We start from the raw sequence: 20,631 nt of genomic DNA, 5'->3' as shown, positions 1-20,631 counted from the left end.
TCTCCAGATCCGCCGATATGGCATCGAGTTCAGCGATGATCGAAGGTGTAAAGAAGTCGCTGTAAGCAGTTGTTTGTACTAACGCAAACTTTTGCTGTTTTTGAAGGAGGAATCTCGTAACCCATGGATTACTGCTATTGTACGGCGAGGGATGTCAAGCTATGAGAGTCAGCCACTTTGCCTAAGGGTGAATTGGCGGCGCCTCTAAACGCCATTTACCCTCAGGACCTCTGGTAAGCTGTTCGAGGGGCCAGTCTATGCCTCAGCCCTGAGGGAGCGTTCCAAGGCTCTTACTTGGAAACGATGGTGTGGCAACCGTAAAACGGCAAGCTCTCTTTGATCTTGCCTTTGCCCGAGATCATCGCATCCAGCGTTTGCTCCACAAACGCACTGTCTTCGTTGTTGCAGAACCGCGCGATGTTGTACGACCCGCGATAGACGGCTTTGCCTGAGCGGTCGTACACGACCGCCGCCGGAGCGGCGAGGATATCGAAATCTTTGCAGATTTTGCCGTCGGCATCGAGGACCAGTTTGCCGGGCAGATGATGGTCTTTAGCCTTTTGGAGACCCGACTCGGCCCCCTCGTGATCGGTGACGATTACAGTCACAAAGGAGACGCCCTGGTTTGAGAATTTCTCCTCAAGATGCTTCACATGTGGCTCGGCAAACTCCGAGCAGCCACAATCGGGGTTCCAAAAATTGATGAGCAGAATCTTGCCATCGTACGCCGAGAGGTCGATGCCATCGATCTTTTCGTGGGTTGGAATCGGCGCCAAAGCTCCTGCCGCCTTCTGGCGAGGGATCAGGTAGGAGCCTTCGTATTTCCAGAAAGCTCCCCCCATCAGAACTACCCACAGAAATGTGAGAAGTCCGTACTTCACGGCTACGCCGCCTCAAGCGAAGAGCTCAGGTCGATCGTGTTATCGTCGTCCAAGGTTTCGATGTCGTGCAAAGCAAAACGGAAACCTTCTTGGATCGCGAACAGCGATTCCTGCTGACCGTTAACCGAGACTTTCGCTTCGGCCGCCGCGTTCTTGGCGTTTGTCGAGATGGACGCCACCGTTCCGATGAACGTCTTGGTTTCGGCCACCGAATGTTCGATGGAGTTCACTGATGCTTCGACGACCGGCAGGGATTCGACCTGCTCGTGGACGCTCGCCCTGAGTTCGGTACCAACGGCATCGAGTTCGTGGATCGCCATGCTGTTTCGCTCCACGATTTCAAGAATCGAGTCCATATGGACCGAAAGCTTTCCGGTTTCCTTTTGAACCTGCTGCGAGTTGCTCAGGACCGTATCGAAGTGCTCGCACAGATCGCGAACCGAGGTGGCAAGTTCTTCGACGACGCTTCGTGCTTCGGATCGCAGACCCTTCTTGCCCTTGCTGCCGCTGAATGATTCGACCACTTCGTTGATGCGCTGAATCATGTTCTGCACCGAGCGGTTGACTTCGGCGGACGACTGGGCCGATTGCTCGGCGAGAGATCGAACCTGGTCGGCGACGACTGCGAAACCGCGTCCGGCCTCACCGGCCCGGGCCGCTTCGATGGCCGCATTAAGGGCCAACATGTTGGTTTGCTCGGCAATGCCGTCGATAATGTCGACGAAGGAACGAATCTGGTTGGCGAACTCGGTCAGACCCTGGATATTGCCCTCAGCCTTGAGCATCGACTCGTCCAGCGAATCGACAAAGTCGGTGGTTCGCTTGGCGACGGTTTGGGCGGACTCCTGAGCATGTTCTGCCGTCTCGTAGGTGTTGGCGGCGGAAAGTTCGACCGAGCCCAACGCTTCGGCGGCTTGGCCGACCGTGCTCTTTTGGAGATCGCTCGATTCTTGAATCCGCTCTGCCTGGGTAAAGATCGACTCGATCGCGGACGAGAATTCGCCGATGGCACCCGCTTGGTGGCGGAAGTGTTGCTGAATTTCAGCGGCTTTGACAGCTAGGTCCTCAACCTGGTGGCCTGCCTCGATAGCGGAATCTTCGACCTTGTCGGTTAGCGTCGAGATGCGACCGGACTGCGATACAACCTGATCGCCAAGAGCGATGACACCCTGGATTCGATCGACGATGTGTCGTAAAACGTAATCGATATTCTGCATGCCATCGGCAGGCATGTACTTCTGCAGCGTCTCGGCGTCGATCCCACGAAGGGCGGCACCGACCCGAGTCGTATCTTCCATACGAATCAGGTCCTTACGACCGTCGAGGGCAATCTTGACCAGAATCGACGTTTCGAAGACGACGAAGAGCGCGTGGATCAACGTGAGCAGAAGCGGGTGCATCGCCGTGCTGTAAAGGTAGGCGGGCAAGCCAGCCATCATCAACAGAGCGAGCGTGAGGTGGTGAACCGCACCAACGGCGGCGGCCGTGACGGTCACGCGCCAGTCTCGATATGCGAGCGTGATGGCCAGCGCGGCAAAGATATGAAAGTGAAGTTCGGTGACGCCGTGGGACTGATAAATGAACAGTCCAGAGAACATAATCAGGGCGGAGCCGATCACGCACTTCGTCAGGGTTGCGTGGGGATTTTTCTTGGCCAGCCATGCTGGGAAAGCGGCAGCAGGAACTCCGATGAAGAGCGCGGGGAGAAACGTGTTGTGCCAAAAGGCGAGTCCGAAGCCGACCACGACATGAAACCAGAGAAGCGGAATCATGATACGGTGGACTGACAATTCGAAGTCTTCAATCGAGAAGCGCCGCAAAATCCTTCTTTCAGGACAATTCAGTAGGGAATCCATAAGCCTGGGATAATTGTCGGGTTTCTGAAACGCGCGGCTCAGGCAAAGATCAAACAATTACGGTTCGGTTGCCCCGACGACAAAGAACGTCGAAAAGATTCACGGATTTTAGGTATGATTTCTTGTTGGCTGTCTCACGGCAGCTACAACCACGGGTACCGTACGACCGGATTCGCCTCCGACGCATACCTACCCGACAACGGTGAAAATCTATGGCGAAACAATGCTTAATTGAAAAACACAAGGTGCAATCCGCCAAGTGGGAGAAGCTTCTGGCCGAAGAACGAGCCATTTTGGAGCTCCCCAAGGATAAGCGAGATGAAGCCCTTGCCGCCTTCACGGCGAAGCGAGTTAAGAACCGAATGTTCAAGACTCGACGTTACAATCGATGCTCCATCACGGGCCGGTCTCATGGCGTCTCCCGATTCTTCGGGGTCTGCCGACAGGTCCTCCGAGAAAAGGCCCACCGCGGCGAACTGCCCGGCGTAGTCAAGTCGAGCTGGTAGTCGACGAGGAAATAAGAATATGCACAGTGATCCTATTGCAGACCTATTGACTCGCATTCGAAACGGTTGCCAGGCGAAGATGGTGAGCGTGGACGTCCCCCACAGCAAGATCAAGCTTGAGATTGTCAAGCTTCTTCAGGCCGAAGGATACGTCGAAGCCCACGAAGTCACGACCGAAAGCAAGTTCCCGAACATCCGAGTCACTCTCAAATACGACAACCGACGCCGAGCTCTCATCCATGAGATCAAGCGCGTCTCCAAGCCGGGTCTCCGGGTTTACGCGACCATGGACGAGCTTAAGCCGCTCCGAAACGGTCTCGCGACCCGAATCCTGACCACCAACCAAGGCTTGATGACCGACCGAGAAGCACGCCGACGCAAGATCGGTGGCGAAGTGCTTTGCGAGGTGTATTAATGTCTCGAATTGGAATTCGACCGATTGAGGTTCCGAGCGGCGTCACCGTGACCGTCGATGCAGCCACCAACGTGGTGAGCATCAAGGGTCCGAAGGGCGAACTCAACCAGCCGATCAGCCGACTTTTGACCGTCAAGCAGGAAGACGGAAAGCTCATGCTAGAGCGACCGAACAACCTGCGCGAAGCGCGAAGCCAGCACGGCCTCGCCCGAACGCTTCTGTTCAACATGGTGGAAGGCGTGACCAAGGGCCACAGCAAGCAGCTCGACGTCATCGGCGTCGGCTACCGTGCCACGATGCAAGGTTCCAACCTGCTTCTGAACATGGGCTACTCGCACCCGGTTACCGTCAACGCACCGGCGGGCATCACGCTCGAGGTCAAGGCCGATGAAAAGGCCCGAACCACCAGTATCACCGTCTCCGGTATCGATAAGGCCCTCGTTGGCCAAGTCGCCGCCGACATCCGAAAGGTCCGAAAGCCTGAACCGTACAAGGGTAAGGGTATTCGCTATCGTGGTGAAGTCATCAAGCTCAAGGCCGGTAAGCGCGCCTCGGCGAAGAAGTAAGGAGATCGTTCAGTTATGGCAACTAAGACAAGACAAACGCTGCGCCTTGCACGGCATGCTCGAATCCGAAAACGCGTCTCCGGTACTCCTGAGAAGCCGCGACTGTCGGTGTTCCGCAGCCTGAAGCACATTTCGGCGCAAATTATCGATGACACGACCGGTCAGACCCTGGTCGCCGCAAGCTCGAAAGAGAAAGACCTGAAGGCAGGCGGCAACATCGAGGGAGCCAAGAAGGTTGGCGCCGCTCTCGGAGAGCGCGCCAAGAAGGCTGGCCTTTCGACCGTTATTTTTGACCGTGGAGGCTTTCAGTACCACGGACGCGTCGCCTCGCTTGCCGATGGCGCTCGCGAAGCCGGGCTGGAGTTTTAAACCATGAAAATGCGAATGAGCGGAAAGCGCGAGAGCCGGAACACCGATGGTGGGCCGCAGCTCGACGTGCGAATCATCCGTACCAACAAGGTTTTCAAGACCCACAAGGGTGGTAAGACCGCCAGCTGGTCGATCCTCGTGGTCGTCGGCGACAACAAAGGCAGCGTCGGACTCGGACTCGGAAAGGCACGGGGCATCCCGGACGCCATCCGCAAGGCCGAAGAAGCCGCCCGAAAGGCGATGTTCAAGGTCCCGATGATCGGCGACACCATTCCGCACGCGATCAACGCGGTCAGCGGAACGGCTTCGGTCATTCTGCGACCGGCAGCGCCCGGTACCGGTGTTAAGGCCGGTGGCGCGGTTCGCCTTTGCCTGGAAGCGGCGGGCATCCACAACGTTCTCGCCAAGTCGCTGGGCAGCCGAAACGCGATCAACATGGCCTACGCCACGATCGCCGCGTTCCAAAGCCTGGCCAACCCGGAAGACGTCGCCGCTCGACGAGAGATGGACGTCAACGCGCTGGTCCCGTGGCTGGAGAAGGCACGAAAGGAGGAAGAGTTCAATGCTGCGCATTAAGCTGGTCCGATCCACCGTCGCCCACCAGTGGCGAACTCGTCGAGTCGTCGAGTCCCTTGGACTTCGAAAGATCAACCAGGTCGTCGAACATGACGACACGCCCGCGATCCGCGGCATGGTTCATCGCGTGAAGGAACTCCTTCACGTCGAAGAGGTCGAAGGCTCGCCGACGAAGAAGAAGGCCGCCGCTCCGGCTGCCGCCAAGACCGAAGAAGCCCCTAAGAAGGCGACCAAGGCCAAGGCTGCAACAGCCGAAGCACCCGCGGCGTCTGAAGAAAAGCCCAAAAAGAAGACGGCTAAGAAGGCAGAGGATAACTAATCATGGGTCTCCACAACTTTAGTCCAAGCCCCGGCAGTACGACGCGCAAGCGGCGTATCGCCCGAGGTATCGGTTCCGGCATGGGTAAGACCGCGACTCGCGGCACCAAAGGCCAGAAGGCTCGACGACAAATCCACCCGAACTTTGAAGGTGGCCAGACCCCGATTTTCCGACGACTGCCGGTCAAGAAGGGCTTCCGAAACGTCAACCACAAGGAATACGCCATCGTAAACCTGGACGATCTCGAGAAGAACTTCGAAAAGGGCGCAGAAATCACTCCGGAACTGCTTGAGCAGAAGGGAATCATTTCCCTGAACCGAGTCGACGGCGTGAAGATTCTCGCGTTCGGAACTCTGAGCAAGAAGCTGAAGGTTTCTGCTCACAAATTCAGTGGTAAGGCCGAAGAGGCCATCAAAGCGAACGGAGGAGAGGCCGTAACACTTTGAGCTTCGGCGGCTTTGGTGGCACGCTAGGCGGCGGCGGGGGAGACAAGTCTCTCTCGCTCCCGCTAACGCAGGTTTTCAAACTTGCTTGGGAAGACGACGACCTTCGGGCTCGAATTAAGTTCGTCTTCTTCATGTTCGCGGTTTTCGCATTGGGAATTCACATTCCCGTCCCGATTCCTGGCATCGACCGCGAAGCGGTCATGAAGAACTTGAGCGGTTCGTACATCTTTCAGATGATCGATGCCTTCGGTGGTGGCGGCCTTCGCCGTCTGTCCGTATTTGCGCTTGGTTTGAACCCGTACATCACAGCCTCGATTATCATGCAGATTCTTTCGTCGGCCTTTCCTCAGCTCAAGAAAGAGCTTGAGGAAGGCGGCGAATATGCGCGTAAAAAGCAAAATCAACGCACTCGCCTCTTGACGCTCATCATGTGCGCATTCCAGGGTTATGGATACGTTCAGATGATCCAGAGTGGAGGCAACACGCACCTCAGTTTCGCAACGATCGCAGTCGTCCTTCTCTTCTGGACGGCGGGTTCGATGTTCACGCTTTGGCTGGGTGAGCAGATTTCTGAAAAGGGTATCGGTAATGGCGTCTCGCTCATGATCTTCGCCGGTATCATGATCGCCCTTCCCTACCAAGGCGCCAAGCTTTGGAAGGCTCTCAGCGACCATGCTGTGCACCCGGGGCAGGTCGTTCTCCTGTTGGTGATCTTCCTGGTCTCAACCTGGTTGGTTGTCCACTTCACTTCGGCTCAGCGACGAATTCCGGTTCAGCACATGCGCCGAATGGTAGGCACTAAGGCGGTCGGTGGCAAGACCAGCTACCTGCCGTTCTCGCTCCTGATGGCGGGCGTTATTCCGATCATCTTCGCTTCGGCGATCATCTACATGCCGTCTCAGTTCGGTCAGATGCTAGGTGGAAACCTACCGACGCCAACGCCGATCGGTGGCTTCCTCAATAAGGTTGGCAATTTCATTGGCCCGGGCCAGCCGTTTGTGATTGGCAAATTCTCGATCCCGATCAACCCAATCGGTTGTGTGATCTACCTGGTGATGATTCTATTCTTCTCGTACTTCTGGAACGCGATCCAGTACAACGTGGAAGACATCAGCAACAACCTGAAGCGTGGCGGATCGATCATCCCCGGCGTGCGACCCGGAAAGCAGACGAAGGATTTCTTGGACGACATTATTTCCAAGCTCACCCTCGTCGGTGCGTTCTTCATCGCCGCCATTGCACTCCTGCAGTACGTAATGCCTCCGCTGACCGGCCTTAGCTACAACTACGGCGTCGGTGCCGTCGGTGGAACCTCGCTTCTCATCTTGGTTAGCGTCGCGCTCGAAACGATGCGCCAGATCGAAGCCAACCTGCTGATGAAGCAATACGATCAGTAATCACGCGAATCTTTCCAAAGACCTCACCCAAAAGGCGAGGTCTTTGTTCATTTTTCCGATACCACTTTTAAGAGAATGAGAATCATCCTAATCGGACCGCCGGGAGTTGGAAAAGGGACTCAGGCCGCGCTTCTTGCCAGTCGCAAGGGTGTGCATACGCTCTCGTCGGGCGAAATCTTCCGCCGCGAGATCGAGGCTCAGACCGATCTTGGACGTCTGGCTCAGCGGTACATCTCACACGGTGAACTGGTGCCGAACGGCGTCACCATCGAGATGATGGCCAAGCGCCTTCGCGATGCTGAGGTTCGCAAGCATGGATTTATTCTCGACGGCTTCCCACGGACGGTCAAACAGGCCGACGCTCTGCAGGAGATCCTCACCGAACTGGAGATGCCGCTACAGCGGGTCTTCTCGCTTCAGGCTCCGGACGAATTGATCGTCAAGCGGCTGAGCGGACGCATGGGCTGTACGAAGTGCGGCGCGATTTACCATTCGGTCAACAAACCACCACGGCGCGAGGGCTACTGCGACGTTTGCAACAGCCCGATCGTGGTCCGGTCCGACGATCAACCCGAGACAATTCGAGAAAGGCTGCGCGTGTTCCGTGAGAACACCGCGCCGGTCGTCGAATACTACAGCGATCTCGGTATGCTTACGGCCATCGACGCGACGCGCGACGCCGAAGAGGTTTACAAAGATATTGTGATGGTGGCGAACTAAATGCCCTTATTGAAGACTCCCGATCAGATTGCTAAGATGAAGGAGTCCGGGCGCATTGTCGCCAAAACGCTTCGCCAGGTTTCGGAATCCATTGTTCCTGGTAGGACCTCCCTTCTCGACCTCGATTCGCTGGCCGATAGGTTAATTCGCGAAGAAGGGGGTATTCCCAGTTTCCTCGGCTACCGTGGATATCCCAATGCCACCTGCATCGCCCTCAATAATGTCGTCGTACACGGTATTCCTACGAGCCAAGTGGTTCAAGAAGGCGATATCATCACATTGGACTTCGGCGTCCACAAAGACGGTTGGCACGCCGATGGCGCATGGTCTTACCCGATAGGCACGGTCTCACCAATTGCCCGTAAGCTTCTCAATGTCACCCGAGAGTCGCTCATGCAGGGAATCGCCAAAGCACGCCCCGGAAACACGGTTGGCGACATCGGCCACGCAGTCCAAAAATATGTTGAGTCTCATGGGTTCGGAGTGGTACGAGATTTGGTGGGACATGGTATCGGGCAGCGAGTCCATGAAGAGCCTTCCAATGTCCCCAACTTCGGCAAACCCGGAAAGGGAGAAAAACTAAGGGAAGGAATGACGATCTGCATCGAACCAATGATCAACGAAGGCGACTATCAGGTCAAGACACTGAGCGATGGCTGGACTGTAGTCACGGCTGATGGTAAACTCGCGGCGCATTTTGAGCACACGGTCGCCATTACCAAGGCAGGGCCAGTGATTCTGACCACCGAAGATTAGCTAAGCTAGCGATATGAGTCGCGATCCAGACAAGGAACTTCTGGGAGGGTGCCTCCTCTCGGGAGGCATCGCACTCGTTGACCTGATCGTGCCTATCATCGTCTGCACCATTCGCGGGACTTCGAACCACGACATCAACACGAGCGCAGGCCTGATGCGGATGTTCCTTACTGCTATGGCGGTGACGGTCGTCATCACCTTTCCGGTCGTCCGTCGGTTTGGGATCGCTCCGGGCTTTGGCGCCTTGGGTGGTTTCGCCTGCGGTGCGGCCTACTGGTTCCTGCATCTCCAGCAGACGATCGCGAAGGCTTTGGCCGAAACTGGCGAGCCGACGGAGTACCTGGATTCGACCATGTATTTGGTGCCCCTGGCCTGGTTTATCATCGGCGCCGTAGCGAGTCTTACTCCTTTATTGAAAAACAAGCGCCTGGACCGTGAAGAATCCTAGCCCAATATTCCGATGATCTTAATATTGCCGACGGTGTCGCCGGCTCACTACAGATGGGATACGGGAAGGGAGCTCAAGCATATCGACAGAACGCGGTGATGGGCGCGTCGCCGGTGCAGCTCGTCGTGATGCTCTACGACGGTGCGCTGAGGTTCATGGAGGAAGGCAAGCGCGCGATGGCGGCGAAGGACCTGGAGACGCAGAATTTCAAGCTTCAGCGGGCGCAGAAGATCGTCGTCGAATTGATGAGCACTCTCAACCTCCAGCAAGGCGGTGAAATTGCCAAGAATTTACTTAGCCTTTACACGTTTGTGGTCAACGAACTGGTCGAGGGCAACATTCATGACGACCCGACCAAGATCGACAACGCGATGCGAACGATGAGCGAATTGCGAGACGGCTGGTACCAGTTGGAGCAAATGACCAAACAGAATCCGGAGCTTATTCAAAATGCAGCATGACGATATTTCAACCTGGTTCATCCTTACGCTTTCCGCCGAACAAGCTGCGTTCGACCAAGATTTTGAGCATCTGGATGCCCTGATCCGCCGACGCGAAGAGCTTCTCCAGAAGTGGCAAGAGCACGGCGTGACGGTCAGTGAGGCCGAAGCGGCTCAGCTCAAATCGGCCGAGGAGCGACTCGATACCGCGCTTCGGCGCGTTCAGTCCGCGATTGGACAAGAGATTCGAGTCCTGACGAACCGCAAAAAGGTCGCCAGCCTTTACAAAGCGTCCTAAGCAGACAAAGAAAAAATGGCCCTGTCGATATTCGACAGGGCCATTTTTTTGCTTCGACCGGCGAACTTAGCTCGTCGGCGCCGCCGCGAACGCTGCCTTGTCACACTGGAATGTGAAAGGAGCCGGACTGATACCCGACCGCGACGGGAGGACCGCACGGATGATCATGGACACATTGCCCGTGCTGCTTACATAGGACGCGATCTGACTTGAACTCAGGCTAAGGGTCTTTGTCTGACCAAAGCCAGTCAGACCCATCGTCGTCACCGTTTCGAAGGTCCCGGTGTTCACATTCAGCAGCGACACAATCGCCGATGCACCTCGCTGTCCAGCAACCGTAAACGTAAGGGACATCGAAGAAATGTTCGTGAATGGGCTGACGTAGACGGCATTGAAGCCACCGACTTGCCCAAGACCTTTGATAAGCGTGGAGCGGATCGAGTAGATGTTTCCGTCAACGGCATCCAGACTAGAATGGGTTCCATTGAGCCTCGTTCCCGCGACCGTGGTTACGGCCTGCGCATAGAATGGCGTTTGGTCCCCACCGATCAGGGTCTGGAAGAATTTGTCGAAGTTGATGGCACCCCAACCGGTTGGGAAGTCCCAGCCGACAGTTGGGTCAGCCGAGGCTCCGTTCGGAAGAAGTCCAGTACTCAAGCCGGTCGTTACGTCGAACCAAACGTCGGATCGACCGTTCAGCGCGTAGATTCTGTCTTGGAGCCGACCGAGTCGTGCCTTGTTGGTTGCCGCAAAGAGCTTTCCTTCGCAGACGGCCAGACTTCCAGCAAAGGTCGGCGATGAAGCGCTGGTTCCACCAATTTGGATCAGGCCGCCATTATAGTAGATGGCGTAGTCGGTCGCATGGAGCGAGGCATCCGGCACCATTCGCTTGTTGATCGTGGTAGGAACGCCGTTGCCAACCTGCCAGCTAGGACGAACGTTGAAGGCCGAACCATCCGCGCCAGCGCTCACGCACCAGCCGCTTCCGCCGCCGCTTCCGAACTGGAGTCCCCAAGTCTGCTCATCGACGCGGTTGCCTTGATTGTCGGTCGTCGCGTCGGTACCTCCAACCGACAGCACCTCTGGATCGTAATCTGGGTAGTCGAACGGCTCGAGGTCAGTTCCGCTGTCACCCGAAGCCGCCATGTAGGTCATGCCTTGAGCTTCCATCGCAAGGTGCGTGTTGTGACAAGCACCCGCCGTAGCGGCACCGAGGAACCAACCGTAGCTCTCGGTTAGGACGTCGGCGACGTTGTCCGACGCTTCGGTCGAAAGGACAGTCGTGATATTGCCGCCTGTACCGTCATAGATAACGATATTAGCGAGCGGCGCAACGGCCAAAACCATTTGGAAGTCTAGGTCGCCTTCTCCCGCAGCGCCATTGTTTTGGCTGCCGGTACCAACTTTAACGACTGACACATTGGTCATTGGGCCGGCAGACGGGGTCGGAAGGTTGTATTGAGTGATGAAGAGATTTCCGTTATTAAGATCGAATCCATCCCAGTTTGAAATTCCAACCGTTCGGCCTTGACCCTGCCAATTCGCCGCAAAGAGCGGTGCAACTCCATAAAGTTGTCGCGTCAGCGGGGGTGTGAGCATGGTGGTTCGCGGCTTTGGTCGAGAGTAGGTCTCGATGCCATCGATGCTCTGAATCTTATTGACGAGAGTTGCAGGAACGTAGAGCGGAGTGGTGTTGGCTCGATAGGTCACGGTTCCCGTTTCGTCCGTCACCGTGAAATTGCTAATCGTCGTTTGGAAGAGCGCTTCCATCTGCGCCTGCGTGCCCAGGGCTGCAATCGTCATGCCGTCCTTTCCAACGTGGGTGATGGTCAGACCACCACGGGACAGGAAGGTCTTGACCGCATAGATGTCCTTCACCGAAGCACCGAATCGATTGCCGACTTCGGTTGGAGAAATGAACTGACGATACATCGCCGACTTCGGATCGCTCACTGCATCGACAAACGCCTGGAGCCCAGTCGGATCCGAAGGCTTGAGACTGATAGCTACTTCAAACCGGCCTCCCGACGAAAGCGCCTTCACGAAGGAAGGCATGCTTTGCGAAAGCACCGGCAAAACGGTATGGGGCATAGGGACAAGCCGGGAGGGACTTTGCGGAGCAGCGCTCGCAACCGCAGCCATTGCCAATGCACCCAATCCGACGATTGGGAATTTCAAATGATTCTGTTTCGTCATAAGGCACCGAAAATATGCTTAAATTCCAGTCTAACAGATATAGCGTACTTTGGTCTGCTAAATTAGTCTTTCAATTACGCATTCGACTTGAATTCTGAGGTATTTCAGGCATATTGTCCCAGGTTGGACTGGTAGAATTCTCTCCATGCTAACTCTCGAGCAGCATGAAGCGCTGTCCAAGGCACGTCCGCGCCTAGACGCTATTGGAGGTCATCTTTGACCTGCCTTCGCTACGCAAACAAATAACTGAACTCGAAGCCCAGTCGTCACGACAAGAATTTTGGGAAGATCCCTCTTCAGCCAACAAAGTCCTGCAGAAACTTAGTCGGCTCAAAGATATTCTGAACCCGTTCGCGGAACTTGATAAGACGGAACGTGACGTCGCTGAGCTCTATGAAATGCTCTCCCTTGAGCCCGATGCTTCTCTTCAGGACGAGGCAGATACGCTTGCGGCAAAGTTCCTCGTCGATCTCGACGCTTACGAGCTTCGAACCTTGCTAAACGGCGAGCACGATTCTCGCAACGCTCTTTTGGAAGTGAACGCCGGAGCCGGCGGCAGCGAGGCGTGCGATTGGGCATCGATGCTCCAGCGCATGTATGCGCGGTGGGCCGAACGCAAAGGCTTTAAGTGTGAGATCATCAGCGAAACGCCGGGCGACGTGGTCGGCTACCGCTCGGTGCAGATGCTGATCTCGGGCAACAATGCTTACGGGTTTCTGAAGTCGGAGCATGGCGTCCATCGTTTGGTCCGCATTTCACCTTTTGATGCCGCAGCCCGTCGGCACACGTCGTTCGCCAAGGTCGAGGTTCTTCCCGAAATCGAAGAATCCGAGGTTGCCATTAACCCCGACGACCTCAAGATCGATACCCTTCGCGCGGGTGGCGCGGGCGGTCAGCACGTCAACAAAACTGAGTCGGCCGTGCGCATCACGCACCTCCCGACCGGCATCGTCGTGACGTGCCAAAACGAACGGAGTCAGCATAAGAATCGAGCCAGCGCAATGTCGGTGTTGCTCGCGCGTCTAATGGAGCTAGAGAAGGCCCAATCGCAGGATCGAATCAACGAACTGAAGGGTGATGGAGGTCCCGCGGCGTGGGGCCGACAGATCCGGAGCTATGTGATGCAACCCTATACGATGGTGAAAGACCACCGCCTTGGCCACGAAACCGGCAACGTGACCGCCGTGCTCGATGGCGATATTGACGGATTTATTGAGGCCTATCTGAAACAAAAGCCGTCGGAAGACGCTTACATAGAATAAGACAATGATCATTACTTCGCTTGTATTGGCGACGCTTGCCCAAATCCCTGACACGAAGCCGGACTATACGGTGCCGATCGGGACCTCGTCCGAACTGCATCACACGATCATCGACATTAGCAAGGCGCTGGCGGGCAAGGACTATGTGACCGCCAGGAAGCTCTCGGGTTTGCTGCCGAAGTCGACCCTTACTTATCGACTCAACACCGAAAAGTTGGACATGAACCAAAAGGCTGAATTCGAAGCGGCAATTTCTTCTGCAGCCGAAACTTGGCAGAAGCTTTCACTCCGCCAGCTAAAGGTTCAAGCCGTCACAACCAAGAACGCGGATGTTACTTTCAGCTTTGAGCCTGCGCTCGCAAAACTTCCAAATGAGGATATGGTTGCTGGTGCCACGTGGTTTTTGGCAACCGAGCCTAGCCAACCCTTCGTCGAAGCCGTGATTGGGCTCAAACGAGGCGCCAAACTTCAACCGGTTCTGGGCCGCGACGTCTACAACGAGGCCCTGTTTACTTTTGGGCGATATTATGGATTGGGTCCCGATCCGATCTATGGAACTGCGATGGGCCGTTACGACGGTCCGATGGCCAGCCCATCGGAGGTTACTTCCCAAGAGACGACGGCAATTCGACGCATTCTCACGCTTTCCGATTTGATTCGTCAGGCAGTCGAAAAGAAAGGCACGATCCCAGTCAGTGAGCCGAGCGTCACTATCGAAAAGGATTCTCTCTCGTTCGAACCCGTCCTGCAAGGCGATAAGGGCAGGTCGCAGATGGTGATCACTAACAAAGGTAACGCACCGCTCGATCTCTTTGTTCGAGGTGATTGCGGGTGTATTTCTGGCGTCGTCGAGTCTCCCTTGGCTCCCGGAAAATCAACACTCTTGACAGGAGTATTCGATACATCTGAGCTCGTTGGCGACGTTCATCACAATCTGATTCTCATGACCAATGACCCGGATTTGACAACCAAGGTTATTCCCGTCAGCATTTCCGTCAGTCCGCGATCCGAGGTCGTATTCCCTGAATCGAACACCATCTATATGGATGGTTCGAACAAGACGTTTACGTTCTACATCAACTCAGTCGAAAAGAACATCTTTAAGATTCTCAACGTCGTCGCGGTAGGGGCTGACCTGTCCGCTACTTACGAGCCATTCGATGGCGAGACCTCGAACTACTTGACGCCAGGGCGGTCCCAGCACGTAAGGGGTTACAAAGTCACAGTGGATTCCAGCAAGTACAATGCCGGGGCATTGTTCGGGCGCATGTCGGCCGTAATGTACATGAAGACGGATAACCCCAAGTTGAATATTATGCGGGTTAACCTTTACCTTCAGAAAGGAATCGTGAGCCTGCCAGAGACGGTCTTTTTCGGCACACCAAAGGGCAGAACTGAGTCGAACTTCGTTCTTACTCGACCGGGTCGTCCGTTTGCCATCAAAAAGATATCGTCGGACTCCAAATACCTGAGCTTCGAGGTTGTTCGGAACGACCGCTTGAGCGGTTCTGAGTACTTCATCAAGGTCACCTACGATGGGAATGCACCTTTGCATAAGATCAAGTCGGAAATCGTGATCGAGACCGACGATCCCAAGCAGGGAACGATTCGCGTTCCGGTCCAAACTAGCGGCGTATGAAGCTTCTGCTGCCCGTGGCTGGTCTCGCGCTTTTCGGGGCCGGCTTTTCGGGCGGCGGCTCGACCGATGTGACGGTCATCATTTCCGGCGGCGCGAGAGGACATCTCTCGCCGTGCGGATGCACGAGCCCGATGAGCGGAGGCTTGAAGCGCCTGGCCACCATCGTGCGCGCGGCGAAAACCAGGGGATCGGTTGTGTGGATCGATACCGGCGATATCATCGACGAACCCGGGCGGCAATCTCAGCTTAAAGTAGAAACGTATGCCGAGTTGATGGGCGACCTGGGGGTCGATGCCGTAGCCTACACCCGGCGCGACCGACAGCAGGGAGCCGGTTTGCTGGCCTCAGGATCGCCGCTTTCTGGCACAAAATGGCTCACGCCTCTTCCGGGTCCCGATGAGCCGACGATGGACGAAAAAACCATCCACGGCCTCAGGGTTACGACCGCCGACAACCAATCGGTCGATTTTGGTGCCGAAAAGGACTCCGATATTTTGGTCTTCGATGGTCCTGCAGGCCAACTCGACCAGATCAAGAAGAGCCATCAGTTGGAGGTTTTTGCCTCCGAGGGCATACCGACGGTCAACGGCGCGAAAGTCTCGCCGGGGTCCAACCTTCGCGGCGTGGTTGTCGCCACGTTTCGCGATGGGCGCTTTGTATCGGCCAAGGTCGAGACGCTTAAAGCGTCGATTCCTAACGATCCCAAGGCGGACAAGATTTATAGCTACTACCTGAAGCGAGTCACAGACGAGCGACTGATCGACAAGGTGCCTCGGGACAAGGACGACGACTATGCAGGATCGAAGAACTGTCGAAGCTGTCACGGAGTCGTGTACCACCAGTATCTGACCACCCGACATGCAGGCGCGTACAAGAGCCTAGAACACGAAGGCCACCAAGCCGACCCCGACTGCGTCGGGTGCCATGTGGTCGGGTTGGACTCAACCAAGGGGTTCTTCTACCAACAGACACCAGCGCTGGCGCAGGTGGGGTGCGAATCGTGCCACGGCGCAGGTCGAGAGCACGCGCGAAACCCAAGAGCCGTGCACCTTCCCAAGGTCACGGAGCAAAAGTGCCTCTCTTGCCACACACCGAGTAACAGCCCAAAATTCAACTTTCAGTTGTACTGGAAAAAGATCAAGCACTAGCAAAAATACAGAATGTGAATAAATATCGAAAAGCGAAGGAATTCTTCGAAATCGAGAGCTTTGTGGCGTAATCAATCCGTATTTCCGGCGAATCTCAGCCCTTGACCTGAGTGCCTCAAGGCTTCACAATGACTGAGCCCCTCCAGAGCATGACGTTCTGAGGGGGCATTCATTTCTTGGTTGGAGGATGGTAACACACAGCGTACAAACGCCTGCGGGCGAGAGCCGATTATCGGCCCTTGTTCTCCCGGCGGAGGAAAGCGGATTCAGGATGATCGCGCCGCTTCACAGTAATGTGCGAGCCATCGAAGCGAGCCTCCTTTTCGCCACCGACCATCAGCCGTTTGTAGCGCTCACCGGTCCGTCCGGTTGCGGCAAGAGCTTGTTGTTGAACGCCGCCCACCGCTATGTTTCCGCCCACGGAACCGCTGCGGTCGAATGCATGTCGGCCGAGCAGTTTCTGAAGATGGAAGGGCGGATTGGACTGGAAAAAACGCTGATCCTCGACGACTGTCAGGACGTGTTTGGTAAGCCGAAACAGTGCCTGCGTTTGCGCCTCGCCCTCGATCGCCGGGTGCGCGGCAACCGTCCGACACTCGTGGCATTCACGGCCGGCAATCGCGACCGACGCATCGCCGGTGTCTTGCCCGCGCCACGCAAGTGGTGCCTAGAGACGATCGGGGACCCTGACGTAACGGAACGAACGTCGTTGGTTCAGCACCTGGCACGAGTCGAGCGGCTGAACATCTCCGACACCTTTGCCCGAATCATCGGCGCGAAGCTGTTGGGTAATGGGCGGGTGGTGGCGGGCGCGCTTCGACGCCTGAAGCTGGCCAAGAACGACTGGTCCGATTCGCACCAAGTGCTGAAGGGATGCGGTCTGCTCGACCCTTATTTTGCCGACAACTCCCATTGGGACTTGCGCCATCGAATTTTTCGAGGAGCGCAAGAAGCGGTCGCACGCGAACCCAAGCTCGACGGTGTAGAATTGGCATGTTATTTAATGATTGATGTTGCGGGTTTATGCGAATCGTCGGTTGCCAATTATCTTGAAACCGACCCCACCCTTTGTTACCAAAACGCTCGTAAGGTTGCGCGAGTGGTGAGAACGGATGCGTCCGTCGCGCGTCTAACTCATCAGTGCACAGAGTCGATTTTGGCTCGCCTGGCCTAGGAAACTAGTATTCCTACAGGGGGAACTGAGCGTACAAGCCCGATACAATAAGGTTCGGACGCTGTCTACCAATATGTACACCCTTGAATCCCTTCCATTGATTCATGTGTGGTTGGATGCCGATCAAACGGCTACGACTGCACGTATTTTGATGGATGGATATAAGGTCCCCGCGCTAGGCATCGTCGACTCCGAACATCGCCTGATTGGCTGGATCACGGCCGTCGAATTGGTCGGCGCCAATGTCTCGACCAAGGTGCGTGATGTGATGGCGAACGCGCCTACGCCGCTTCAGGCCGACATCACTATTCGAGACGCGGCGGGTGAATTGGTCAAGAGCGATGTCGATTATCTTCCCGTCGTGAAGGGCGGCCGATACTTCGCCATCGTCACCGCGCGAAGTCTGCTCGGCAAGCTTCGAGAATCCTACGATCCGATGACCGAGCTTCCGTGGAGCGACGCGCTCCGAGAGTGGGGCGTGGATAAGCTGGAGCACAATGCGGAGATCGCGGTGCTGTTCATCGACCTCGACCACTTTGGCAGTTTCAATAAGCAGTACGGGCACGTCATCGGCGACCGAGTCATCCAGCGGGCGGCGGAACACATCAAGACCAAGATTGACCCGACTCAGGACATTTTGGTTCGCTACGGTGGTGATGAATTTGCCATCGCTACTATCCGTCCCCGCGAAGAAGCCGAAGAGTTGATGAATCGCCTCACGGACTACGGCGAGGGCTTGGCCGTCGACCACATCGGCTCGCCGGTTACGTTCACGATTGGCATCTATGGTGGAAAAAGAACCAAGATGCGGCATGACATCCACATCCCATCGAACGTCGATGATCTTGTGAATTTAGCGAGTCGCGACTGTTTGGCGAAAAAGGAAGGCTTTGGCATGGCGGTGGTGCAGGTGCCCCAGCGCGAGTCGGAGAATGCACCCGTCGCGGTGGCGACGACACCACAAAGCCCCGATAGCGATACCGGTGGTCCAGCTGCATCCGCGGTACCGACCGAGAGGGTAACCCAGGCTACGGTCCCTGAGCCTGATCCGGTTGTGAGTGAAGAGATTGATTCGGAAGCCGTCGTTGAAGACGTTGTCGAACCAGTGGTCGAAACTCAGGCCCCGGTCGCGCAGACCGAGGCTCCGGTGATCGAAACGATTCAGGCCGACGACGAGCCGGGCAGTCTCACCTATGTGGTCGTCAAGTATGCCGGAAAACTCGCCGTCGGCGTCTCGCCGAAGATGGGGCACTCGCGGGCAGAGTCCATCGCGATCGCAACCGGTAAGGCACTCGAGAAGACGTTCGCCGAGTCCCGCGTGACCATCGATTCGGTGAACATCGAGCGGGCGGGATCGACCGAACTGGTGACGGCTCGGGTTCGTGCTCTGCGAGACGGAGTCGAGCGCGACATCACCGCTCAGGCTGAGGCAAACGGCGACCTCGACGACACCGTCGGGCTGGTTGTAATTTCTGCGTTTTTGGCCGAGTAGTTTCAGAATAATCTGCGCTTTTGAGCGTAGTATGAGACATGCCCCCGCGTGAGTCCCTGGAGATGCTCGACCTGATCGAGCAACAGGTTCCTGCCGACAACACCCGCCTGCGAACGTACGTCGGCGCATTGCGAGAAACCCTCGAAGCTGAGGACCGCGAAACGGAACGGAAAAACGAAGAGCTATCCCAATATCGGGAGGCTTATGAGAAGCTGACCCAACCGGCCAACCGCATCGGTGTGTTCCTGAAATGGACCGAGACCGACAACGGCCAACTACCCCTGATTTTGCTCGGCGATTCTGAGTACATCGTCACTTATGACCCTGCCGTCCCCGAGGACGCACTCGTGCTCGGTGCCCGAGTTCGATTGAATGAAGCCTACGCCATCGTTGGACTGGCACCGATGACCGAGCAGGGCTCGATCGTGCGCGTCGCCCAGGTCCTAGACGATGGTCGTCTGCGCATCGGCGGCGATTCGCCCGGCCTCGACCAACGACTGATCTTCCTGAGCGAAGAGCTAAAGGAAGCCAAGGTTCACGCGGGCGACGAGGTTCGCCTCGACGCGACCGGTCGGGTGGCGGTGGAGCACTTTGTGCGCATCGAGAACCGAGACCTCTTCATGGAGAAGGTCCCCGATATTACGTGGGACAAAGTCGGCGGCCAGCCGGAGGCAATTCGGCTGATCCAAGAGACTATCGAGCACCCGCTTCTGCACCCCGAGATTTACGAAAAATACGGCAAGAAGACGGTCAAAGGAATCCTGCTGTACGGTCCTCCAGGCTGCGGAAAGACTCTGTTGGGCAAGGCCACCGCGCATACGTTGGCCAAGGAGTACAGCGAGCGCGAGGGACGCGAAGTGAAGGAGTACTTCATGGCGATTTCGGGCCCGAAGATTCTGAACATGTGGGTGGGCGAGACCGAGCGCATGGTGCGCGAAATCTTCCGCACCGCCCGCGAGAAGGCGAAGGACGGCTACCTCGTGTTCATCTTCATGGATGAGGCCGAATCGTTGTTGCGAACCCGCTCCAGCGGGCGGTACTTCAGCATGAGCAACACCGTCGTGCCGCAGTTCTGCGCCGAGTTGGACGGCCTGGAGTCGCTTGAGAACGTGGTTTTGATGCTGACCTCGAACCGACCGGACTACATCGATCCGGCCGTGTTGCGACCGGGTCGAATCGACCGAAAGGTGAAGGTTGTGCGCCCGGACAAGGACGCCTCGCGGCAGATTCTCAACATCTACCTGTCGCCTTCGCTCCCGCTCGATCCCGAAATCGTGGCCAAGCACGACGGCGAGACGGTGTGCGCTCAGCGCGAGATCGTGGAGGGCGTGCTGGATGCGCTTTGGTCCAAGAAGGCTTCGAACGAGTTCTTGGAGATCAATCTGCGAAGCGGCAAGACCGACACGCTGTATCGGGGCGATCTGGTTTCTGGCGCGATCCTGGAGAGCATCGTGGACCGGGCCAAGGAAACGGCGATTCGGCGCACGCTGGCGAATCCGAAGGTCGAGACCGGCATCACACTGGAGGATTTGGTGGATGCCTTGGACCAAGAGTTTAAGGAGAACGAAATCTTCCCGAAGAGCGACGCGATGGAGGACTGGCTTCAGTTGCTCGACCTGTCGCCGGAGAATGTGGTGAGCGTTCGTCCAATTGGTCGGAACAAGGGTCGAAGCTACTTCGAAAAGTCGATCGTTTGATCGTTGGTGGGGGCATGGGTCTTTGGCCCA

Annotated in this window: 22 protein-coding genes; 19 read left to right on the top strand and 3 right to left on the bottom strand. The window is 56.4% G+C overall.

Going from position 1 to position 20,631, the window contains the following annotated elements:
- Nucleotides 1-290: 290 nt before the first annotated feature.
- Both GC165_03085 and GC165_03080 read right to left on the bottom strand, forming a co-directional pair.
- The gene (locus tag GC165_03085; protein MBI1331844.1) at nt 291-881 is read right to left on the bottom strand and encodes a redoxin domain-containing protein; all 591 of its coding nucleotides are present in this window, start codon (nt 879-881) and stop codon (nt 291-293) included.
- 2 nt (nt 882-883) lie between these two features.
- The gene (locus GC165_03080) at nt 884-2,737 is read right to left on the bottom strand and encodes a hypothetical protein (protein MBI1331843.1); all 1,854 of its coding nucleotides are present in this window, start codon (nt 2,735-2,737) and stop codon (nt 884-886) included.
- Between the two features lie 212 nt (nt 2,738-2,949).
- Between GC165_03080 and GC165_03075 the strand changes: the two genes are divergently transcribed.
- From GC165_03075 to GC165_03015, 13 genes are all read left to right on the top strand, one after another.
- Entirely contained in the window at nt 2,950-3,243 is a 294-nt protein-coding gene (locus GC165_03075; protein ID MBI1331842.1) for a 30S ribosomal protein S14, read from the top strand.
- Nucleotides 3,244-3,262: 19 nt separating this feature from the next.
- Entirely contained in the window at nt 3,263-3,658 is a 396-nt protein-coding gene (gene rpsH, locus GC165_03070) for a 30S ribosomal protein S8 (protein ID MBI1331841.1), read from the top strand.
- On the top strand, nt 3,658-4,224 hold the full coding sequence (locus tag GC165_03065; protein MBI1331840.1) for a 50S ribosomal protein L6: 567 nt from the start codon (nt 3,658-3,660) through the stop codon (nt 4,222-4,224). Before rpsH ends, GC165_03065 begins: the two co-directional genes overlap by 1 nt.
- Nucleotides 4,225-4,239: 15 nt before the next feature.
- A complete protein-coding gene (locus GC165_03060) occupies nt 4,240-4,593 on the top strand; it encodes a 50S ribosomal protein L18 (protein MBI1331839.1) in 354 nt (117 codons plus the stop codon).
- Nucleotides 4,594-4,608: 15 nt separating this feature from the next.
- The gene (locus GC165_03055; protein ID MBI1331838.1) at nt 4,609-5,169 is read left to right on the top strand and encodes a 30S ribosomal protein S5; all 561 of its coding nucleotides are present in this window, start codon (nt 4,609-4,611) and stop codon (nt 5,167-5,169) included.
- A complete protein-coding gene (gene rpmD / locus GC165_03050) occupies nt 5,156-5,488 on the top strand; it encodes a 50S ribosomal protein L30 (GenBank protein ID MBI1331837.1) in 333 nt (110 codons plus the stop codon). The genes GC165_03055 and rpmD overlap by 14 nt, the downstream gene beginning before the upstream one ends.
- A gap of 2 nt (nt 5,489-5,490) precedes the next feature.
- A complete protein-coding gene (locus GC165_03045; protein ID MBI1331836.1) occupies nt 5,491-5,934 on the top strand; it encodes a 50S ribosomal protein L15 in 444 nt (147 codons plus the stop codon).
- Nucleotides 5,931-7,331, top strand: a complete 1,401-nt coding sequence (gene secY / locus GC165_03040) for a preprotein translocase subunit SecY (GenBank protein ID MBI1331835.1) — start codon at nt 5,931-5,933, stop codon at nt 7,329-7,331. The genes GC165_03045 and secY overlap by 4 nt, the downstream gene beginning before the upstream one ends.
- A gap of 75 nt (nt 7,332-7,406) precedes the next feature.
- Nucleotides 7,407-8,051 (top strand): adenylate kinase, encoded by a 645-nt coding sequence (locus GC165_03035; GenBank protein MBI1331834.1) that lies wholly within the window; start codon nt 7,407-7,409, stop codon nt 8,049-8,051.
- The gene (gene map / locus GC165_03030; protein ID MBI1331833.1) at nt 8,052-8,807 is read left to right on the top strand and encodes a type I methionyl aminopeptidase; all 756 of its coding nucleotides are present in this window, start codon (nt 8,052-8,054) and stop codon (nt 8,805-8,807) included.
- 13 nt (nt 8,808-8,820) lie between these two features.
- Entirely contained in the window at nt 8,821-9,255 is a 435-nt protein-coding gene (locus GC165_03025; protein MBI1331832.1) for a hypothetical protein, read from the top strand.
- A gap of 53 nt (nt 9,256-9,308) precedes the next feature.
- Nucleotides 9,309-9,716, top strand: coding sequence for a flagellar export chaperone FliS (fliS, locus tag GC165_03020; protein ID MBI1331831.1), 408 nt, complete (start codon nt 9,309-9,311; stop codon nt 9,714-9,716).
- On the top strand, nt 9,706-9,993 hold the full coding sequence (locus tag GC165_03015; GenBank protein ID MBI1331830.1) for a hypothetical protein: 288 nt from the start codon (nt 9,706-9,708) through the stop codon (nt 9,991-9,993). The genes fliS and GC165_03015 overlap by 11 nt, the downstream gene beginning before the upstream one ends.
- A 66-nt stretch (nt 9,994-10,059) precedes the next feature.
- On the opposite strand, the gene GC165_03010 is transcribed toward GC165_03015, so the two are convergent.
- Nucleotides 10,060-12,189 carry a S8 family serine peptidase gene (locus GC165_03010; protein ID MBI1331829.1) on the bottom strand — a complete coding sequence of 710 codons (2,130 nt, stop codon included), beginning with the start codon at nt 12,187-12,189 and terminating at the stop codon, nt 10,060-10,062.
- Nucleotides 12,190-12,392: 203 nt separating this feature from the next.
- Here GC165_03010 and GC165_03005 point away from each other — a divergent pair, with 203 nt between their 5' ends.
- The 6 genes from GC165_03005 (at nt 12,393) to GC165_02980 (ending at nt 20,601) form a co-directional block, all read left to right on the top strand.
- Nucleotides 12,393-13,451 (top strand): peptide chain release factor 2, encoded by a 1,059-nt coding sequence (locus GC165_03005; protein ID MBI1331828.1) that lies wholly within the window; start codon nt 12,393-12,395, stop codon nt 13,449-13,451.
- Between the two features lie 4 nt (nt 13,452-13,455).
- Nucleotides 13,456-15,090, top strand: coding sequence for a DUF1573 domain-containing protein (locus GC165_03000; GenBank protein MBI1331827.1), 1,635 nt, complete (start codon nt 13,456-13,458; stop codon nt 15,088-15,090).
- On the top strand, nt 15,087-16,238 hold the full coding sequence (locus GC165_02995) for a hypothetical protein (GenBank protein MBI1331826.1): 1,152 nt from the start codon (nt 15,087-15,089) through the stop codon (nt 16,236-16,238). The genes GC165_03000 and GC165_02995 overlap by 4 nt, the downstream gene beginning before the upstream one ends.
- A 271-nt stretch (nt 16,239-16,509) precedes the next feature.
- Nucleotides 16,510-17,412: a hypothetical protein gene (locus GC165_02990; GenBank protein MBI1331825.1), complete on the top strand. Its 903-nt coding sequence runs from the start codon at nt 16,510-16,512 to the stop codon at nt 17,410-17,412.
- A gap of 73 nt (nt 17,413-17,485) precedes the next feature.
- Nucleotides 17,486-18,904, top strand: coding sequence for a diguanylate cyclase (locus GC165_02985; protein ID MBI1331824.1), 1,419 nt, complete (start codon nt 17,486-17,488; stop codon nt 18,902-18,904).
- A gap of 38 nt (nt 18,905-18,942) precedes the next feature.
- Entirely contained in the window at nt 18,943-20,601 is a 1,659-nt protein-coding gene (locus GC165_02980) for an AAA family ATPase (protein ID MBI1331823.1), read from the top strand.
- Nucleotides 20,602-20,631: the final 30 nt, after the last annotated feature.

This window comes from Armatimonadota bacterium (genome assembly GCA_016125185.1).
In the GTDB taxonomy this organism is placed as follows: Bacteria; Armatimonadota; Fimbriimonadia; order Fimbriimonadales; family Fimbriimonadaceae; genus Fimbriimonas.
Note: the sequence above shows the minus strand (reverse complement) of the source record. Positions and strands in the feature narration are given on the sequence as shown.